Annotated in this window: 13 protein-coding genes; 7 read left to right on the top strand and 6 right to left on the bottom strand. The window is 71.9% G+C overall.

Annotated elements, in window-relative coordinates; all coding sequences use genetic code 11:
- Nucleotides 1-6: 6 nt before the first annotated feature.
- The 6 genes from QSK10_RS06205 to QSK10_RS06180 form a co-directional block, all read right to left on the bottom strand.
- On the bottom strand, nucleotides 7-1,665 hold the full coding sequence (locus QSK10_RS06205; RefSeq protein ID WP_285661627.1) for a SulP family inorganic anion transporter: 1,659 nt from the start codon (nucleotides 1,663-1,665) through the stop codon (nucleotides 7-9).
- On the bottom strand, nucleotides 1,662-2,753 hold the full coding sequence (locus QSK10_RS06200; protein WP_285661626.1) for an AI-2E family transporter: 1,092 nt from the start codon (nucleotides 2,751-2,753) through the stop codon (nucleotides 1,662-1,664). Before QSK10_RS06200 ends, QSK10_RS06205 begins: the two co-directional genes overlap by 4 nt.
- Nucleotides 2,754-2,779: 26 nt before the next feature.
- Entirely contained in the window at nucleotides 2,780-3,517 is a 738-nt protein-coding gene (locus tag QSK10_RS06195) for a hypothetical protein (RefSeq protein ID WP_285661625.1), read from the bottom strand.
- Between the two features lie 124 nt (nucleotides 3,518-3,641).
- Nucleotides 3,642-3,908, bottom strand: coding sequence for a chorismate mutase (locus tag QSK10_RS06190; protein WP_285661624.1), 267 nt, complete (start codon nucleotides 3,906-3,908; stop codon nucleotides 3,642-3,644).
- Nucleotides 3,909-4,138: 230 nt separating this feature from the next.
- Nucleotides 4,139-6,466 (bottom strand): DNA helicase PcrA, encoded by a 2,328-nt coding sequence (gene pcrA / locus QSK10_RS06185; protein ID WP_285661623.1) that lies wholly within the window; start codon nucleotides 6,464-6,466, stop codon nucleotides 4,139-4,141.
- A gap of 85 nt (nucleotides 6,467-6,551) precedes the next feature.
- Nucleotides 6,552-7,355, bottom strand: a complete 804-nt coding sequence (locus QSK10_RS06180) for a M23 family metallopeptidase (RefSeq protein ID WP_285661622.1) — start codon at nucleotides 7,353-7,355, stop codon at nucleotides 6,552-6,554.
- Between the two features lie 139 nt (nucleotides 7,356-7,494).
- Here QSK10_RS06180 and QSK10_RS06175 point away from each other — a divergent pair, with 139 nt between their 5' ends.
- From QSK10_RS06175 to QSK10_RS06145, 7 genes are read left to right on the top strand one after another with little or no spacing between them, the layout of a single operon-like run.
- Entirely contained in the window at nucleotides 7,495-7,788 is a 294-nt protein-coding gene (locus tag QSK10_RS06175; RefSeq protein WP_285661621.1) for a WXG100 family type VII secretion target, read from the top strand.
- Complete coding sequence (locus QSK10_RS06170; protein WP_285661620.1) at nucleotides 7,788-11,972, top strand: FtsK/SpoIIIE domain-containing protein; 4,185 nt, start codon at nucleotides 7,788-7,790, stop codon at nucleotides 11,970-11,972. Before QSK10_RS06175 ends, QSK10_RS06170 begins: the two co-directional genes overlap by 1 nt.
- Nucleotides 11,973-11,977: 5 nt before the next feature.
- The gene (locus tag QSK10_RS06165) at nucleotides 11,978-14,962 is read left to right on the top strand and encodes a DUF8616 domain-containing protein (RefSeq protein WP_285661619.1); all 2,985 of its coding nucleotides are present in this window, start codon (nucleotides 11,978-11,980) and stop codon (nucleotides 14,960-14,962) included.
- Nucleotides 14,953-15,477, top strand: coding sequence for a hypothetical protein (locus QSK10_RS06160; protein ID WP_285661618.1), 525 nt, complete (start codon nucleotides 14,953-14,955; stop codon nucleotides 15,475-15,477). The genes QSK10_RS06165 and QSK10_RS06160 overlap by 10 nt, the downstream gene beginning before the upstream one ends.
- Complete coding sequence (locus QSK10_RS06155) at nucleotides 15,474-16,859, top strand: RICIN domain-containing protein (protein WP_285661617.1); 1,386 nt, start codon at nucleotides 15,474-15,476, stop codon at nucleotides 16,857-16,859. The genes QSK10_RS06160 and QSK10_RS06155 overlap by 4 nt, the downstream gene beginning before the upstream one ends.
- Nucleotides 16,860-16,861: 2 nt before the next feature.
- Nucleotides 16,862-17,290, top strand: coding sequence for a hypothetical protein (locus tag QSK10_RS06150; protein ID WP_285661616.1), 429 nt, complete (start codon nucleotides 16,862-16,864; stop codon nucleotides 17,288-17,290).
- A complete protein-coding gene (locus QSK10_RS06145; protein WP_285661615.1) occupies nucleotides 17,291-17,878 on the top strand; it encodes a hypothetical protein in 588 nt (195 codons plus the stop codon).
- The last annotated feature ends 24 nt before the right edge of the window (nucleotides 17,879-17,902 follow it).

Here is a 17,902-nt window from a genome sequence, read left to right as displayed (position 1 = left end):
CGCACATTACGGCTGTTTCGGGCGGCTCGCGGCCCGGATCCAGCGCTCGGCCTCCACGACGGCGTCGTCGAGCGCGCCGAACACGCGCGCCCGCGCCGGATAGACCCCGTGCGGGCCGAGTTTCTCCACCAGGCCGCCGTGGTCGAGCGCCCGCAGCGTGCCGGGATCGGCACCGGCGATGATCAGGCGGCAGTTCCGCGCCTCCAGGCGCTCGGCGTACCCGAGCAGCGCCTTGAGCAGCGCCGTCGACGCCAGGCCCGGGGTGCCGCGCATCCGCAGGATCAGGACGGCGTCGCGCGCGCCGGTGAGCGCGGGGATGCGCTGCTGGAGCCAGGGCAGCTCGGCGAAGAAGCCCGCGCCGGTGTAGTCGAGGACGGTGACCTCGCCCGGCGGGAGCGTCGCGGGCGGTTCGGCCGTCCGCCAGCCGCCGCCGTCGCGGACGAGCGCGCTCAGCCCGCCCCGGCGCGCGGCCTGCCAGCAGTAGAGCAGCAGCGACAGGATCGCGCCGATCACGATGGCCTGCTGGAGCGGCAGCTCGGTGGTCGCCAGGAACGTCGCGACCAGCGCCAGCGCCGAGGGCCACGCGGTCTTGAAGACCAGCACGATGTCGGGGACGCGCCCGGCGATCAGCTCACCGCCGATGACGAGGATCAGCCCGCCGATGACGGGCATGGGGATGTACTCGGCGTACTTCCCGACGGTGAGCACGATCAGCGCCAGCCACGCCCCGGCGAACACGCCCGCCCAGCGCGTTTTGGCGCCCGCGCTGGCCGCCACGCCCGTCCGGGACAGCGAACCGCCGACCGGCAGGCCGCGCAGGAAACCCCCGGCGAGGTTGGCCAGGCCCTGCGCGGTGAAGTCCCGGTCGGTGTCGCCGCGCGAGCCGTCCGGGTTCGGCACGGCCGCGCTGATCCCCGCCGCCTGGGCGAGGGCGACCAGCGCCACCGAGACCGCCCCGGCGGCCAGCTCGGGCGCCGCCGACCAGTCCGGCCACACCGGCATCGGCAGCCCGCGCGGGATCGTGGCGATGTCGCCGACGAGCGGCACGCCGATCCCCGCGACGGCCACGCCGACGGTGACGACCAGCAGCGCGGCCAGCGTCGCCATCGCCCGGATCGGCCGCACCAGCCGCGCCAGCGCCCACACCGCGACCGTGGCCAGCGCGACCGCGGTGACCCGGGCGTCCCAGTCGCCCACGTGGATCAGCCAGTCGGCGATCTGGCGCAGCTTGTTGTGGCCTTGCGGGTCGTAGCCGGTGGCGTCGCCGAAGACGCCGGTGAGGATCTGCACGGCGATGCCGGTGGAGAACCCCGTCATCACCGCGTTGGAGACGAAACTGAGGACCACGCCCAGCCGCAGCGCGCCCAGCAGCGCCATCACGACACCGGTCAGCACCGTCAGCGTCGCCACCTGCGCGAGGTTCCGCGGGTCCAGGCCCGCGTCGGTCAGCGCCGAGTTCGCCGTCAGCGCGATCGCGCTGGTCAGCGTCGTGACCATCAGGACCGTGCGCGAGAACAGCGAGCCGACCATCGTCGGCCACATGCCCGCGTACAGGCCTTGCGCCGGGGCGAAGCCCGCGATGCTCGCGTAGGCCATCCCCTCCGGGATCGAGAAGAGACCCGTGACCAGCCCGGACAGCACATCGGACGGGCGCGGCGGCCTCATGGCTTGGCCGTCAGGAGGTGGTTCGCCCACCGGCCGTTCGGGGCGACGTCCACCAGCAGCGCCTTGGCCAGCAGCGTCAGCGGGATCGCCAGGATCGCGCCGAGCGGGCCGATCACCCACGTCCAGAACACCAGGGCCAGGAACGTGAGCGTGACGGTGAGGTCGATGCTGTTGCCGATGACCTTCGGCTGGATCACCGACTGCAGGACGAAGTTGATGCAGCAGTAGATGACCACGACCCACGCCGCCGCGCGCCACCCCCCGTCCAGCAGCGCCAGCAACGCCGGCGGGATCAGGCCGATGATGAAGCCGACGTTCGGGATGTAGTTGGTGAGGAACGACAAGAGCCCCCACAGGATCGGCAGCGGCACCCCCAGCGCCCACAGCGCGCCACCGTCCAGCACCGCCACGATCGCGCCGAAGATCGTGGTGACGAGCAGGTAGGAGCGGGTCCCGCGTGCGAACCGCTTCAGCGCCTCGGCCAGCCCCGGCCGGATCGCCGACAGGCCGGTGATGCGCGCCGGGTAGCCACCGGCGTCCAGGGCCATGAACAGCAGCAGGCACAGCAGGAACGCCAGGTTCGAGACGATCCCCGCCAGCGAACCCAGCAGCGTCAGGACCGTGTCGACCAGATGCCCCGGATCCAGCTGCTTCCCCAGCGTGGCCACCTGCGCCTGATCGACCCCCAGGTCGGCCAGCCACCCCTTCACCTGCGCGATCAGCGCGTCCGCCCGATCGGCGTACTGCGGCACCAGTGCGGCCAGTCGTCCCACACTCGCCACCAGGACGAGCGCGAACGACGCCAGGAACCCATAGACGACGAAGAGCAGCACCGCCGCGCTCAACCAGCGCGGCCACCCGTGCCGCACCAGGAAACCCTGCACCGGGCTCACCGCCACGACCAGCACGAGAGCGAGCGCCACCGGCGCGACCAGCGACGCGCCCGCCTTCAGGCCCGCGATGATGACGATGAGCGCGGCGGTGGAGATGAGCGCGCGATCGATGCCGCCGCCGGGGGCGGCGGGGGTGGGGCTGGTGGTGGAGGATGCGATGACTGCCCCCTTTCGTCCGGTTACATCACTTAACACCGTGATGTGGGACGAGAGGGTGGGAATCAGGCTTTCAGTGCGGTGACGAGCTCGGTGGCGGTGTCTCGGGTCCACCGGTCGGCGAGGTCGCGGGCGGTCCGCTCGTCCCAGTGGGCCACGGCGAGGGTGACGACCCAGCGGTCGACGCCGATGAAGGTGTGGACGGTGAAGTAGTCGCCCTTCGGGTCGTGGCCGGTCTCGCAGTAGCCGAGCACCTCGGCGTCGGGGATCGCGACCTCGGGGGTGAAGGTGCCGCACGAGGTGAGGTACTCGGAGTTCATGCGCTCCGGCACGGGGGCCTTGGTGAAGACGGGCCGTTCGTAGTCGCCGCAGCCCTCGGCCATCTCCCGGATCTCGCCGACGGCGATCGGGCCGATCGGGTGCTCGTACTCGGCGTAGGAGTGGCGGACGAAGATCCAGCCGCCGTCTTCTTGCGAGGACCACTCGCGGAACTCGCCGTCCCGGACATCGTGATCGGCGGGAAGGGCGTTCGCGCAGAAACCGTGCGGGTAGTGGGGCCGGTCGGCGTGGGAGGTGTCGGCGGCGTCGGTCCAGGGGACCGAGGAGAGCAGCACGTCGGGGGAGGGCTCGCCGGTGACCCAGGCGGGGTGGACGGCCTCGTCGAGGTAGGTGGGCTCGTCGGCCTGGGCGTGGGTGTCCATGACGGTGGTCGTGTTGACGTAGACGATCGCGGCGGTGACGGCGGTGAGGGCACAGGCGATCGCGGCGATGAGCGCGAAGCGGGCACGGCGTGAGACGGGCATGGCGGGAGGGTACGGAGGAGAAGCTGAGAGAACGCCTCGACCGAGCTGGGCGGGGTGGCGGATCTCGCGGTGTCGGCCGGGCCCGTCGCGGGCGTCTCACCCGCGACGATCGGCCCGTCCCCCACTACAGCGGCCCGCGTCCGGAGCGCAGCAGCAGCAGCGCGACCTGCGTCCCGTCCGCGCCCAGGGCCTCGCGGAAGCGGGACAGGATCTCGCGTTCGCGGGCCAGGACGAGGCGGGTGCCGCCGGAGGCCATGCGGGCCTTGCCGACTTCCTGGGACAGCGCTGATCGCTCCTGCCAGAGGCGGATGAGTTCGGCGTCGATGGTGTCGATGCGGTCGCGCAGGTCGTCGATGCCGAGCTCGGAGGCGGGGGAGGTGATGGCGTTCATGGGACAAGCTCCTCGGTGAGTTCTTCCGTCAGGAGCCCAGAGACAAAAAATCCCCGGGCCACTGCCCGGGGTCGTTAGGTCTTCTAGCTACGCGCGACCTACGACTGCCGGACTCCCGGTGCCGTAGTAAAAGTAAAATCGCGCGGTCTGCGTCACGGAAGCGATTATGCCAGCAGAAAGCCGGGGCCGCCACTGGCGACCCCGGCGTGTCTCAAAGATCAGGACGCCGGTCACAGCTTCTGCAGGGGCGCGTGGCGCACGACCAGCCAGCGTTTCGCGTCGCCGAAGTCGATCTCGGCGCGGGTGCGGGCCCCGATGCCCTCGACCTGGGTGACGCGGCCGAGGCCGAATTTGTCGTGGGTGACGCGGTCGCCGACGGTCAGCACGGGGACGTCGGAGCCGCCGCGCAGGTTGGACGCCGAGGTGAGCCCGACGCCGGCGAGGCCGAGCTTGGCGGCCATCTCCGACTCGGGGTGGCGGACGGAGGAGCGGATCAGGCGGGACGGGCCGGCGTCGATCTTCTCCCAGGCCAGCAGCTCCTCCGGCACTTCCTCCAGGAAGCGGGAGGGCGGGTTGTACTGGGGCTGGCCCCAGGCGGAGCGGGTCACCGCGCGGGACAGGTAGAGGCGGCGGCGGGCGCGGGTGATGCCGACGTAGGCCAGGCGGCGCTCCTCCTCCAGCTCCTCTTCCTTCGTGGAGCGCTGGTGCGGGAAGACGCCGTCCTCCATGCCGGTCAGGAACACCACCGGGAACTCCAGGCCCTTGGCGGTGTGCAGGGTCATCATGGTGACCACGCCGTCGGTGTCGTCGTCATCGGGGATCTGGTCGGCGTCGGCGACCAGCGCCACCTGCTCCAGGAAGCCCTCCAGGGTGGGGCGGGCCTCGTCGTCGCCGTCGTCCTCGGCGTCGCCCAGGACGCGCTCGGTGTACTCGCGGGCGGCGCTCACCAGCTCCTGGAGGTTCTCCACCCGGCCCTCGTCCTGGAGGTCGTTGGTCGCCTCCAGTTCGGCGATGTAACCGCTGTCGGCCAGCAGGTACTCCAGGACCACCTCGGGCCCTTCGGACGCCGACAGCTCGCGGGCGGCGTCGATGAGGTGGGTGAACTTCCTGATGCTGTTCGCCGCGCGGGAGGTCACCCCGACCACCTCGCCGACGCGCCACAGCGCGGCGCCGAAGGAGATGTTCTGCCGCTGCGAGAACGCGTCCACCGCCTCGACCGCCCGGTCGCCCACACCGCGCTTGGGGACGTTCACCACGCGGCGGGCCGACACGGTGTCGTCGCCGTTGGCCACCAGCCGCAGGTAGGCCAGCGCGTCGCGGACCTCCTTGCGCTCGTAGAAGCGCACGCCGCCGACGACCTTGTACGGCATCCCGGCGCTCATGAAGCGCTGCTCGAACACGCGCGACTGGGCGTTGGTGCGGTAGAAGACGGCCACGTCGGCGTAACGGACGTCCTCGTCGTCGGTGAGCCGGTCGATCTGCTTGACGATCCACTGGGCTTCTTCGTGCTCGGTGTCGGCGACGTAGCCGACGATGCGCTCGCCGTCGCCCTGGTCGGTCCACAGGCGCTTGGGTTTGCGGGAGCTGTTGCGGTCGATGACGGCGTTGGCCGCCGACAGGATCGTCTGGGTGGAGCGGTAGTTCTGCTCCAGCAGGATTGTGCGCGCGTCGGGATAGTCGCGCTCGAACTCCAGGATGTTGCGGATCGTGGCGCCGCGGAAGGCGTAGATCGACTGGTCGGCGTCACCGACGACGCACAGCTCGGCCGGGGGAACCTCACCGTCGGCGGGACCCACCAGCTCCCGCACCAGCCGGTACTGGGCGTGGTTGGTGTCCTGGTACTCGTCGATGAGGACGTGCCGGAACCGCCGCCGGTACTTCTCGGCCACCAGCGGGAACGCGCTCAGCAGGTGGACGGTGTGCCCGATCAGGTCGTCGAAGTCGAGGGCCTGCGCCTGGCGCATCCGCTCGTCGTAGCGGCGGTAGGCGTCGGCGATCATCTTCTGCCGGTCGGTGTCGGCGCGCGCGGCGGCGGTGTCGGCGTCCACGAGCTCGTTCTTGAGCTTGGACACCTCGGCGGCCAGCATGCGCGGCGAGTTGCGCTTGACGTCGAGGTCCATGTCGACGGCGACCATCTGCATGACGCGGCGGGCGTCGTCGGCGTCGTAGATGGTGAAGGACGACTTCAGCCCGAGCGTCTCGGCCTCGGCGCGCAGGATCCGCACGCACGCCGAGTGGAAGGTGCTCACCCACATCATCCGGGCGCGGCGGCCGACCAGGGACGTGACGCGCTCGCGCATCTCGGCGGCGGCCTTGTTGGTGAAGGTGATGGCCAGGATCTCGCCCGGGTGGACCTTGCGGTGGTTCAGCAGGTGGGCGATGCGCTGGGTGAGGACGCGCGTCTTCCCCGACCCGGCCCCGGCGACGATGAGCAGCGGTGTGCCCTCGTGCAGGACGGCGGCCCGCTGGGCCTCGTTCAGGTCGTCCAGCTCGGGGCGGGGGGCGGTGGTGACGGGGGAGGGGTCACCGAACAGGGAGTCCGAAAAGAGCGCATCCATGGCGTCACCGAGTCTATGCCGGGGGTCCGACAGGAGCTTCGGGACACCCGTTCGAACGGGTGAGTCCGGGACGGGGGAGCGAGGCTCAGCCCGGCACCAGCGAGTCGTCCTGAACCACCGTCTTGGCCGCCTTCGCCACGTCCAGCCCGCGCTTCTTCAGGTACGGCATCGGGTCGACCTTCTCGCCCTTGACGTGCACCTCGAAGTGGCAGTGCGGGCCGAAGGAGTAGCCGGTGTTGCCGACCCGCGAGATCGGGTCGCCCGCCTCGACCTTGTCCCCGGCCTTGGCGATCAGCGCCGAGTTGTGCGCGTAGTAGGTCTGCACGCCACCGCCGTGGTCGACGACCACGAGGTACCCGTACGTGCCCGCCCAGCCCGATTCGCTCACCACGCCCCGGTGGGCGGCGTGGACGGTGGTCCCGGTCGGCGCGGCCAGGTCGATCCCGGCGTGCAGGACGCCCCAGCGGGTCCCGTAGAAGGACGTCAGGTCGAACTCGCGCAGCGGCGGCGTCCAGTAGTCCTCGGCGTCCTGCGCCTTGAGGGGACTGCGGTCCATCGTGCGGGTCGCCGCCTGTGAGGTCTCGCGGGGGACGGCGACCAGCGGCTCCTGCGTCACCACCGCGACCACCGCCGGGGGACCCGCTGCGGGACGCACGACACCGCCGTCCGGCAGGACGCTGCCCGCCGCGAGGGCGATCACGCTCGCGCCGATCACGGCGGCGGCGACCACCGTCGCGTACTGGACCTGCGCGGTCGAGGCGGCCCGGCGGCGGCCGGTGTAGGTGCCGCAGAAGTCCCACTCGGTGCCGATGCGCAGCATCGCCCGGGACGCGTGCGGCTCCCAGGCGGGCGTCCGCCGGTGCCGCGCGACGAAGCGTTCGTGGTTCACAAGCCCCTCAAATGGTGCAGGCCCCAGATCATCGCTACGGTAGCCGATCCATCACCAACGGTGACGGCGACCCGTTTGCAACCGCCTTCCGACCCGCGCCCGCGAGGCTTCCCACCTCACCGTTGGGAAGGAGCCATCCATGGTCATGCAGGTCGATCCGGAGGCCGTGGCCTCCGCCGCCACCTGGCTGCGCGGGCACGCCGGGACCCTCGCCTCCGACATCGCCTCGGCCAAGTCGAAGATCGAGACCCTGCTCGCCTCCGGGTACAAGACGCCGAACTCCGAGACGTCGTTCCGGCCGTTCTGCGAGAGCTTCATCAAGAGCGCCAACGGCGTCTCCACGGGCCTGGAGGGCATCTCCGACTACCTCAAGGCCGTCGGCGAGGCGTTCACCAAGCTCGACACGGACCTGGGCGGAGCGCTCAAGAAGTAATGAGGCTCCAGCTTCGGGTCATCGACTCCGGGGACGCCGCCGACGTGCTCGTCGAGGCCGACCCCACCACGACCGTCGCGGCGGTGGCCGCCGAGATCAGCGCCGTGCTGCGCCGGGGAGAAGGCGACCCGGGCGTGCTCCACCTCGACGGCGTGCCCCTCGACCCCCAGACCTCCGTCTGGCAGTCGGCACTGCGGGACGCGTCCGTCGTCGGCTTCGCGCCGGGCGGGCGAGCCCCGTCCGGCGGCGTCGCCGAGGTCCGCTTCGTCGCCGGGACCGGCGCCGGGCGCGTCGTACGCCTCGCCCCCGGCGTCCACGACGTCGAAGGGCTGCGGGTGACGGTCCGCCGCACCGGCGCCTGCGAGTTCACCTCCGCCACCCCTGTCCCGCTGGACGGCGAGGAGACCACCGGCGGCGACTGGCCGCCCGGCGCGCAGCTCGCCCTCGGCGACATGCTCCTGGAGGCCCACCCCGTCACCCGTCCCGACGGGGCCCTCCAGGCCTCCGCCGACGGCGCCGGGCTCGACTTCTACCGCCCGCCGCGCATGGTCACCCCGGTCGCCGCGACGCGCCTGTCCGTCCCGCGCAAGCCCACCCCCAGCGAGCGCCAGGCGTTCCCGCTGGTGGTCGGGCTGGTCCTGCCGCTGGTGATGGCCTTCGCGTGCGTGGCGATCTTCAAGCAGTACTACTACCTGATGTTCGCGCTGCTCTCCCCGATCAGCGCGATCGCCATGCACTTCTCCAACCGGAAACGCGGCAAGGGCGCCTACAAGCGCCAGCTCGCCGAGTACGAGGAGACCCGCGCGGCCGTGCGCGCCAAGGCCGACGAGGCCGTCGCCGCCGAGCGCGCCCACCGCCGCGCCGCCCAGCCCGACCCGGCCGTCACCGCGCTGACCGCCGAGGGCCCGGGACGGCGGCTGTGGGAGCGCCGCCGCGGCGACGACGACTTCCTGCGCCTGCGCGCCGGGACCGCCGACCGGCCCGCCGCCGTCACCATCGACGACCACGACGACGAGGACGCCGCCCCGCCGCTGGCCGCCGACGTCCCGGTCACCGTGCCGCTCGCCGAGCACGGCGTCATCGGCATCGCCGGAACCGGGCTCGCCCGCGACACCGCGCGCTGGCTGCTGGCACAGGCCGCGGCCTGGCACTCGCCGACCGACGTGCGCGTCTACCTGCTCGCCCGGGGCGCCGACGAGGAGGAGTGGGGCTGGCTGCGCTGGCTCCCGCACACCCGCGACGGGGAGGGCGAGGCGCAGGGCCTGGCCACCGTCGCCACCGACCTGGACGGCATCGCCCGGCGCGTCGCCGAGCTGGCCTCCACCGTCGAGATGCGCCGCCACGTCCCCGGCGGGCCCGCGATCGTGGTCCTCATCGAGGACGCGCTGCGGCTGCGGCACATGCCGGGCCTGGTGCAGGTCCTGCGGGACGGCCCGTCCCTCGACGTGCACGTGATCTGCCTGGCCGCCGAGGAGAAGTTCCTCGCCGAGGAGTGCCGCGCGATCGTCACCGAGCAGCGCGATGGGACCCTCGCGGTGCAGCTGCCCGGCGAGGAGCGCCTGACGGGCGTGCGTCCCGACGCGATCGGCCGCGACTGGACCGAGCGGCTCGGCCTGGCGCTGGGCCCGCTGCGGGACGGGACGCCCGGCGCGGGCGAGGCCCTGCCGGAGTCGGTGCGGCTGCTGGACCTGCTGGGCATGGAGCACCCCGAGGCCGCCGACGTGCTCCAGCGCTGGCGCGCCTCCGGGCGCGGCACCGAGGCCGTCGTCGGCATGTCCCTCGACGCGCCCTTCACCCTCGACCTGCGCAAGGACGGCCCGCACGGCCTCATCGCGGGCACCACCGGCGCGGGCAAGTCCGAGCTGCTGCAGACGCTGGTGGCGTCCCTGGCCACCGGCAACTCGCCGGAGGCCCTGAACTTCCTGCTGGTCGACTACAAGGGCGGCAGCGCCTTCACCGACTGCGTCCGCCTGCCGCACACCGTCGGGCTGGTCACCGACCTCGACCCGCACATGGTCGAGCGCGCCCTGACGTCGCTGAAGGCCGAGCTGCTGCGGCGGGAACGGCTGTTCGCCGCCTACGAGGCCCGCGACATCGAGGACTACCAGCGCGTGGCGAACCGCCCGCCGCTGCCGCGCCTGGTGATCGTCATCGACGAGTTCGCCTCCCTGGTGCGCGAGCTGCCCGACTTCGTCACCGGCCTGGTCAACGTGGCGCAGCGCGGCCGGTCCCTGGGCCTGCACCTGATCCTGGCCACGCAGCGGCCCGCCGGGGTGGTCTCGGCCGACATCCGCGCCAACACCAACCTGCGCATCGCCCTGCGCGTCACCGACTCCAGCGAGTCGCAGGACATCATCGACGCCCGCGACGCCGCCGGGATCGGCCTGCACACACCCGGCCGGGCCTTCGTCCGCGCCGGGCAGTCCTCGCCGCTGATCCCCGTGCAGATCGCCCGCGCCTCCGGCCGCCGCCCCGAGGGCGCGCGCGGCGTCGTCGCCCCGACCCGGGTGACGGTGCTGCCGTGGCGGGCCGTGGGCAGTCCGCCGCCGCGTCCCGAGACCCCGCCCGAGGGCGAGGTCACCGACCTGACCGCGCTGGTGGACGCCATCAACGCCGCCGCCCGCGAGTCGCTCACCGGCCCGCCCGGGACGCCGTGGCTGCCGCCGCTGCCGGACCTGCTGCCGCTGGCCGACCTGTCCGCCCCCGGCGCGTGGGGCTTGGTGGACCTGCCGGCGAGCCAGCGGCAGGAACCCCTCGTGGTCGACCCGTCCACGATGGAGCACCTGCACATCGTCGGCTCGGCCCGCTCCGGCCGCTCGGAGGCCCTGCGCACCCTCGCGGGCGTCCTCGCCGCCGGGCACACCAGCGCCGAACTGCACCTGTACGGCATCGACTGCGGCAACGGCGCCCTGCTGGCGCTGGCCGACCTGCCGCACACCGGCGCGGTCGTCACCCGCGGCCAGCCCGACCGCGTCACGCGCCTCGTGGAGCGGCTGCGGACCGAGGTCGCCCACCGGCAGGAGCTGTGCGCCGCGCACGGCGTCCCCACCGTCGGCGAACTGCCGCCGGAGACCCGGCCCGCGCGCGCGTTCCTGCTGCTGGACCGCTGGGAGGTGTTCACCCGCACCATCGGCGCCGAGGGCAACGGCGAGATCCTCGACGGCGTCATGGCCCTGTTCCGCGAGGGCGCGGCCGTCGGCGTCCACGTCATCGCCGCCGGTGACCAGGAGCTGCTGTCCGGGCGGTACGCGCCGCTGGCGCAGGAGAAGCTCATCCTGCGCCTCCAGGACCGCTCCGACGTCACCATGATCGGGTTGCGGCCCGCCGACCTGCCCAAACGCTGGCCCGCCGGGCGCGCGATCCGCGCCTCCGACGGCGCCGAGGTGCAGCTGGCGGTGCTCTCCGGCAGCGCCGACGCCGCCGCGCAGGCCGCCGCGCTGAAGGAACTCGCGGTGCCCGCCACCGTCGGCGGACCGCGGCCGATGCGCTTCGACCCGCTCCCGGAGCGGCTCACCGTCGCCGAGGCGCGCGTCCTGCGCCCCGCCACCGCCGGTCCCCTGTGGACGCTCGTGGGCGTCGGCGGCGACGAGCTCACCGCCTACGGGGCCGACCTGGCGTCCGTGCCGACCCTGCTGGTCGCCGGACCCTCGCGGTCGGGACGCAGCACCGCGCTGCTGGCGATGGCCGCCGACCTGCGCGCGTCCGGCATCGACGTCGCCGTCATCGCGCCCAAGCCCTCACCGCTGCGGGACCTCGCCGGGCGGCCCGGCGTCCTGGCCTGCGTCACCGACATCGCCGCCCAGTTCTCGCGCCTCGAACGGGCCATGGAATCGCAGCGGCCGCTGGTGGTGCTCGCCGACGACGCCGAGCTGCTGCCCCGCCAGGAGGCCGACGACCTCCTGGAGGGCATCGCCGCCGGACGCCACCTCGGGCTGCGGGCCCTCATCGCGGGCGGCACCGTGGACGACCTCGCCGGCGGCTACGCCGCCTGGCAGGTGCACGCCCGCCGCAACCGCGCCGCCGTCCTGCTCTCACCGCAGGACCTGACCGCCGGTGAACTCATCGGCGGACGCGTCAACCGGCAGCTCATCGGCGGGCCCATCCGGCCCGGCCGCGGGCTGGCCGCGCTCGGCGAGCCCGAGCCGCGCCGCCTCGCGCTGCCCCTGGCCACCGGGGAGGACTGACACTCATGGCACGCAAAGGCTGGGAAGGGCCCGACGACGCCCGGGGCTGGGACCTCGTCGGCGGCGACCCCGCCCCCGGGGACCCGCCCACCATCCGCACCTACGCCACGCGGTACAAGGAGATCGCCGACAACACCGAGCACGCCGGAACCATCGCCACCATGCTCAAAGGCGACCAGTACGGCAAGGGCGGCGCGGGCAAGACCATGGAGCAGATCAGCTCCCGCGTCGCCGAACTGCCCGGCTGGCTCGGGAAGCTCACCACCGCCTTCCGCTCCGCCGGTGACGCCGTCGACAAGTACACCGGCGTCCTCGAACAGGCCCAGGGCGACGCCCAGCGCGCCCTGACCATGGCCCTGGAGGCCGAGGCGGAGATGAAGACCGCCGGCGGCGCCCTCGGCCACGCCCGCGCCGCGCTGTCCTTCGCCGCCGAAGTCGCCCGCGACGACAAGAAGGACCTCGCCACCGACCGCGACTACCTGGCCGCCAAGGACGCCTTCGAGGCCGCCAAACGCACCGTCGCCGGCGTCGAGGGCAAGATGAACATGGCCCGCCAGATCGCCGCCGACGCCCGCGCCCTGCGCGAAGGCGCGGTCAAGACCGCCGTCACCGCCCTCAACACCGCCGCCGAGGTCCGCGTCCCCGACCGCGGCCTCGGCGAGAAGATCGTCGACTGGATCAAGAACAACTCCTGGTTCAAGTGGGTCATCGGGATCCTGTCCTTCGGGCTCGCCTTCTTCGGCGCCATCGGCCTGGCCATCTCGCTCACCCTCACCGCGATCGACATGGGCACGGTCATCCTGGAAGGCGTCGTCACCGGCCACTGGGACATCGCCGCCCTCGTCCTGGGGGCCCTCGCGTTCGTCCCCGGTTTCGTGTGGGTCAAGGCCGGGAAGACCATCGCCGGACTGCCCGGCATCAAGCAGTTCCTGGCCCTGCCGAAGGTCGCCGCGTTCAACGCCGCGGCGGCGGCGAAGATCGGCACCCTGATCACGAAGGTCACCAACTTCGCCAAGACCCTGGGGAACCTGGCTCTGACCGGGGCGAAGAACCTCGGATCGGCGATCAAGGGGCTGATCACCAAGGGGCTGGACAACGTGTTCCAGATGAAGACGGTGAAGGTGGACGTGCGGCCGGTCTCGCCGGTGCACAGCACGACGCCGGCTCCAGCGAAGCCGGAGGTGAAACCGCGTCCGCAGTCGGGGGACTTCGACGACATCGTGTGGCAGCGGCCGGACGGCAGCAAGGCGCGTCCGCAGTCGCACTACCCGGGAGCGACGCCGATCCACATCGAGCCGCCGAACGTGGGGCGTGCGGCGGATGACATGGACATCGATCTGCCTCCGAGTCCGGGCCGGGCCGCCGACGATATGGACATCGATCTGCCTCCGAGTCCGGGCCGGGCCGCCGACGATATGGACATCGATCTGCCTCCGAGTCCGGGGCGTGCGGCGGATGACATGGACATCGATCTGCCTCCGAGTCCGGGCCGGGCCGCCGACGATATGGACATCGATCTGCCTCCGAGTCCGGGCCGGGCCGCCGATGACATGGACATCGACCTCCCGCCCAGCCCCGGTCGTGCGGCCGATGACATGGACATCGACCTGCCACCCGCCGGACGGGCCGCCGACGACCTGGACGCGATCCCGTTCAACCGGAAGCGGCGCGCCGAGGACGACCTCGAAACCGACCTGCCGAAGATGGCTCACTCCAAGCTGCCCGGCAAACTGACCGTGCCGAAATTCCCGCACTACGAGCCCCCGCCGCACGTGCCCGGGCCTTCCTCCGTCCCACCTGGCACGCGCGTCAACTTCGGTGACGACATCGAGGCCTTCAAGCTGCCCACCAAGGACGGCACGGTCGGTTACGGCTTCAAGCACGACGCCGAATGGGTCGGCACTCCCCGCTTCCCGGGTGACAGGTGGATGGGCGACGTCAACGCGTGGGGTCACATGGACATCCGCAAGGTCGGCCGTCCCGTCGACAACGGTCCTTGGACGAACCACACCAAGGCGCCATGGGCGAATGAAGAGATCTTCATGTTCAGTGCGCACGGCGACCTCAAGACCGTGGCGATCCCGAAGAACGTGGACATGCCCGCGAGCACGGTGACGGCCAAGGCCGAGGACATGGTTCCGGGCACGGCCTACCCCAACGTCGAAGGGATCGACATCGGCGGAATCAAGATCCACCTCGCCGACAAGTGGGTGGTCAACGTCGGCACGAAGGCCGAACCCATGTTCAGTGAGATCAAGAACTTCGCCTACAGCGCCGACAACATGCGCGTCACCGGCAAGGCCGATCATTTCCTGGACGCCTCCCAGACCGCCGAGGTGCTCATGAAGAACCCCGAGTTCCTCAAGATCAAGGAAGCGGGCGGCTCCCTGGTTCTGAACTCCTGCAAGACCGGTGAGATCTACAGCGGCTTCGCCGACAAGCTCGCGGAGAAGCTGGGCATGAAGGTCTACGCGCCCGACAACATCTCCTACATCGGCACCCACATCCCGATGGGCGCCATGGATCACGCCGCCACCGTCCCGGGCGCGTGGCGGACCTTCGAGACGAACAAGCTCGCCGAGATCACTCCCAAGTACTTCGGGGAGGCCTTCGACGCCGAGAAGATCATCAAGACCTACGAAGGCCCGGCACTGAAACGGGCTGAAGAGATGTACGACATCGCTGCGGCGAACGCCCGGGTCGGCATTCCGGACGAGCTGGTCTCCAAGTTCGCCACCGAGATCAGGACCATGGGGGTCCCGCTGGAGACCGCGCTCAACGACATCGCCGTGGTCATGCGCGACCAGCCGAAAATGCCGTTCGGGGATGTCGTCAAGACGGTCTCGAACATCCACTTCATGGGTGGCGGCGGCGCCAAGATCTACGACACCCTCTTCGACCTCGGCCGTGAGTCACGAGCCGCTGGGATGACCGTCGACCACTACCTCAACGGCAAGGTCCTCGACACATTGCTGAGCTCATGGGACTGACCGACCGCCTCCTCATCGACCCCGCCCACGAGGGCGACCCCGCCGACGCCCCCGATCACCTCATCGCCGGTCTCCTCCCCGAGACCCCGGACGGCGAGTTCGTCCCGAACCCCGGCTACCTCCCGTCGCCGCGCGCGATGGGCTGGCCGGAGCCGCTGTCCACCCTGGAGGGCGCGCTCCAGGACTTCGCCGCCGGGCACGTCAGCCGCGCGGTCCTGTACGGGGTGATCCTGCACTCGCCCGTCCACCTGTTGATGGACGGCGACCGGGTCGCCGTCGTCGAGGACGCCGGGGTCGCGCTGCTGGCCGTCCACACGCACGAGTCCTTCGCGCCGGAGGGACACACGCTCATCCCGGGACGGGCGCTGCCCGCGCTGCCCGACGACGTCGTGCTCGCCTTCGACCCGGGCCGGGCCTCGTCCTTCGAGCTCCCGGTCACCATCCTGCGCGCCTACGCCTCCGAGATCGCCGCCATCGTCCCCGAGACCGACACCGCCCCTGAGGACAGCAAGTGAAGCGTTTCGTCACGGCCCTCGCCGTGCTCGTCCTGGCCGTCACCGCGACCCTGACCGTCGCCGCCCCGACTCCGGCGCGGGCGGACTTCTCGACCCGCATCAAGAACGTCTCCTCGGGACGGGTGCTCGCGCTGAGCACCGAGAACCCGCAGAACGGGACGACGATCATCACCACGAAGCTCACCGACTCGTGGACGCAGTTCTGGACCGGCCACGAGACCAGCAAGGACATCACGACCTACTCGATCGACGGGTGGTACCTCGACACCCACAACATCGACAAGACCTCGATCCTGGCGTGGCCGTCCAATGGCGACGACAACCAGCGGTGGTGGCTGGACGGATCGCCCGGCAACAACACCTTCTACATGCACAACTACAAGTTCGACCACTGCCTCACCGACATGGGCGACGGCAACCCGGTCAAGCTGAAGGGCTGCGACAACCCGCGCACGCAGGTGTGGACGTGGGACACCGAGGCCGCGCCCAAGAAGGACGATCCCAAGCCCGGCGGCGGCGACAACGGCGGCGCCCAGCCCGGCGGCCCCGGCGCGCCCGGGGGACCGGGTGCTCCCGGTGGTCCCGGCGCGCCCGCCGGTGGTGACCCGGCCAAGCCCGAGGAGAAGGCCGAGGACAAGGACGCCGACTCCGAGGCGCCCTCACTGGACGCGCAACCCGCCTCCGACACCAAGGGCTTCGCCCTCGACGGCAAGATGCTCGCCATCAGCGGCGCCGCGCTCGCCGGGCTGCTGCTGCTCACCGGGCTGATCGTGCTGCTGGTCCGCTGGCGGTTCTGGCGCTGGCCCCTGGCCCTGGGCGGGGTGTTCGGCAAGGCCCGCGACAAGGGCCGCGAGCGGCAGGACCAGAAGGACGCCCGCCGCGCCGCCCTCGACGTGCTGAACGACGGCGCCTCGCCCGCCACCGCGCGGCTGGCGCTGGGGACGCTGCCCGCCGACGTCCGCGAGCTGGTGGGCGCCGTGGAGATCACCGGCGAGACCGCCGTGCTGCACCTGGTCGGCGCGCCCGAGCCGATCGCGCCGTGGATCGCGCGGGAGGCCGTCACGTGGGAGACGCCGCTGGGCGAGCTGCCCACGGCCGAGGCCACCGGCGAGCGCCTGCCGCTGCTGGGCGCGACCGCGTCCGGGCGGGTGTGGGTCAACCCGGCGGCGATGCCCGCGCCGGTCGCCCTCGACGGCGACCAGGCGGTGGCCGCGCGGCTGGCCGACCGGATGGGCGCGTGGCTGGTGCCCTCGGGTGAGCTGCCCGCCGATGAGGAGGCGACCTGGCGGTGGCGGCTGGACGCCGACGGGTCCCTCGACACCGGCGTGTTCGACCTGGCGCTGCCGGTCACCGTCGCCGACCGCGGCTACCGGGGGGAGTGACCGTGACCGTCATCAGCGTGCCCATCGAGGACCTCAAGGAGATCCGGACGCGGCTCACCCGGGCCATCGAGCTGCTCGACAAGAACGAGTTCTGGAGCTTCAAGAAGGTCGTCGAGCTGCGCGGGCGGGGCGCGTTCAGCGAGGCCCTGTTCAACTTCCACGACCGGCACTACGAGGGCCACGTCCGGGTCAACAAGGCCGCCAAGAACCTCAAGGAGGCCATCGACGCCACCGTGGAGCAGTTCACCAAGGCCGATGACCAGTTCGGGGACCGGCTGCGGGTCGCGCAGGGCACCATGACCGAGGCCGAGTTCGACAAGAAGTACCCGGGACCGCCCAAGCCGCACCTGCCCTCGGCCGACCTGCCCGACCCGAAGCGTCCGCTGCCCGCCAATGACGCCGGGCGTCCCCGCCCGAAGATGGAGATCTAGATGCTGCCGTCCTTCCAGCTCTCCGTCCCCGATTCCTGGACGCTGCTCGAACTGGCCTCCCCGAACCGGGACGCGGTTTTGCGCCGCTCGGTGGAGGCCTCCGTCGGCCGGTCGCTGCCGCGCCCGCACGTGGAGAAGATCACCCGGCAGCTGCGCAAGGCCGCCCGGGAGTCGCAGGCGCTCGGCGCGGTCTTCGCCGCCGGGATGTTCGATTTCGCCGACGGCGGCGCCATCCAGGCGATCGTCACCGGCGCGGTCGTCAAACCGCCCGAGGGCGCCGACCTGAGCCTCGCGGGCCTCCTGGCGAGCCTGGGCCGTCCCGAGCCGGAGCGGCCCGGCGGGCCGTGGGCGCGCATCGGTCCCGTCGACCTGCCGGCGGGACCGGCCGCGCGCCTCACCGGCGTCGACGACCTCGACCTGCCCGGCGCCGGGGCGCAGATCCGCTGCGCCGTCACCCACACCCTCGTGCCCGCGCCCGGCGGTGAGCGCGTCGTGGCGATCATGTGCGCCAGCCCCAACATGAGCCTGGTTCCGCAGCTCCATGAGCTGTTCGACGCGGTCACCGGGACCCTGGTCTTCCTCGAATAGCGGATTGATCTTCGGTGCAACAAA

Source organism: Actinorhabdospora filicis (genome assembly GCF_030269765.1).
GTDB lineage: Bacteria > Actinomycetota > Actinomycetes > Mycobacteriales > Micromonosporaceae > Actinorhabdospora > Actinorhabdospora filicis.
Note: the sequence above shows the minus strand (reverse complement) of the source record. Positions and strands in the feature narration are given on the sequence as shown.

What these genes read in the sequence shown, in the direction of transcription:
- QSK10_RS06205 (WP_285661627.1), bottom strand. Translation starts at nt 1,665, where the DNA reads ATGAGGCCGCCGCGCCCGTCCGATGTGCTGTCCGGGCTGGTCACGGGT.
- QSK10_RS06195 (WP_285661625.1), bottom strand. Translation starts at nt 3,517, where the DNA reads ATGCCCGTCTCACGCCGTGCCCGCTTCGCGCTCATCGCCGCGATCGCC.
- QSK10_RS06190 (WP_285661624.1), bottom strand. Translation starts at nt 3,908, where the DNA reads ATGAACGCCATCACCTCCCCCGCCTCCGAGCTCGGCATCGACGACCTG.
- pcrA (WP_285661623.1), bottom strand. Translation starts at nt 6,466, where the DNA reads ATGGATGCGCTCTTTTCGGACTCCCTGTTCGGTGACCCCTCCCCCGTC.
- QSK10_RS06175 (WP_285661621.1), top strand. Translation starts at nt 7,495, where the DNA reads ATGGTCATGCAGGTCGATCCGGAGGCCGTGGCCTCCGCCGCCACCTGG.
- QSK10_RS06170 (WP_285661620.1), top strand. Translation starts at nt 7,788, where the DNA reads ATGAGGCTCCAGCTTCGGGTCATCGACTCCGGGGACGCCGCCGACGTG.
- QSK10_RS06165 (WP_285661619.1), top strand. Translation starts at nt 11,978, where the DNA reads ATGGCACGCAAAGGCTGGGAAGGGCCCGACGACGCCCGGGGCTGGGAC.
- QSK10_RS06160 (WP_285661618.1), top strand. Translation starts at nt 14,953, where the DNA reads ATGGGACTGACCGACCGCCTCCTCATCGACCCCGCCCACGAGGGCGAC.
- QSK10_RS06145 (WP_285661615.1), top strand. Translation starts at nt 17,291, where the DNA reads ATGCTGCCGTCCTTCCAGCTCTCCGTCCCCGATTCCTGGACGCTGCTC.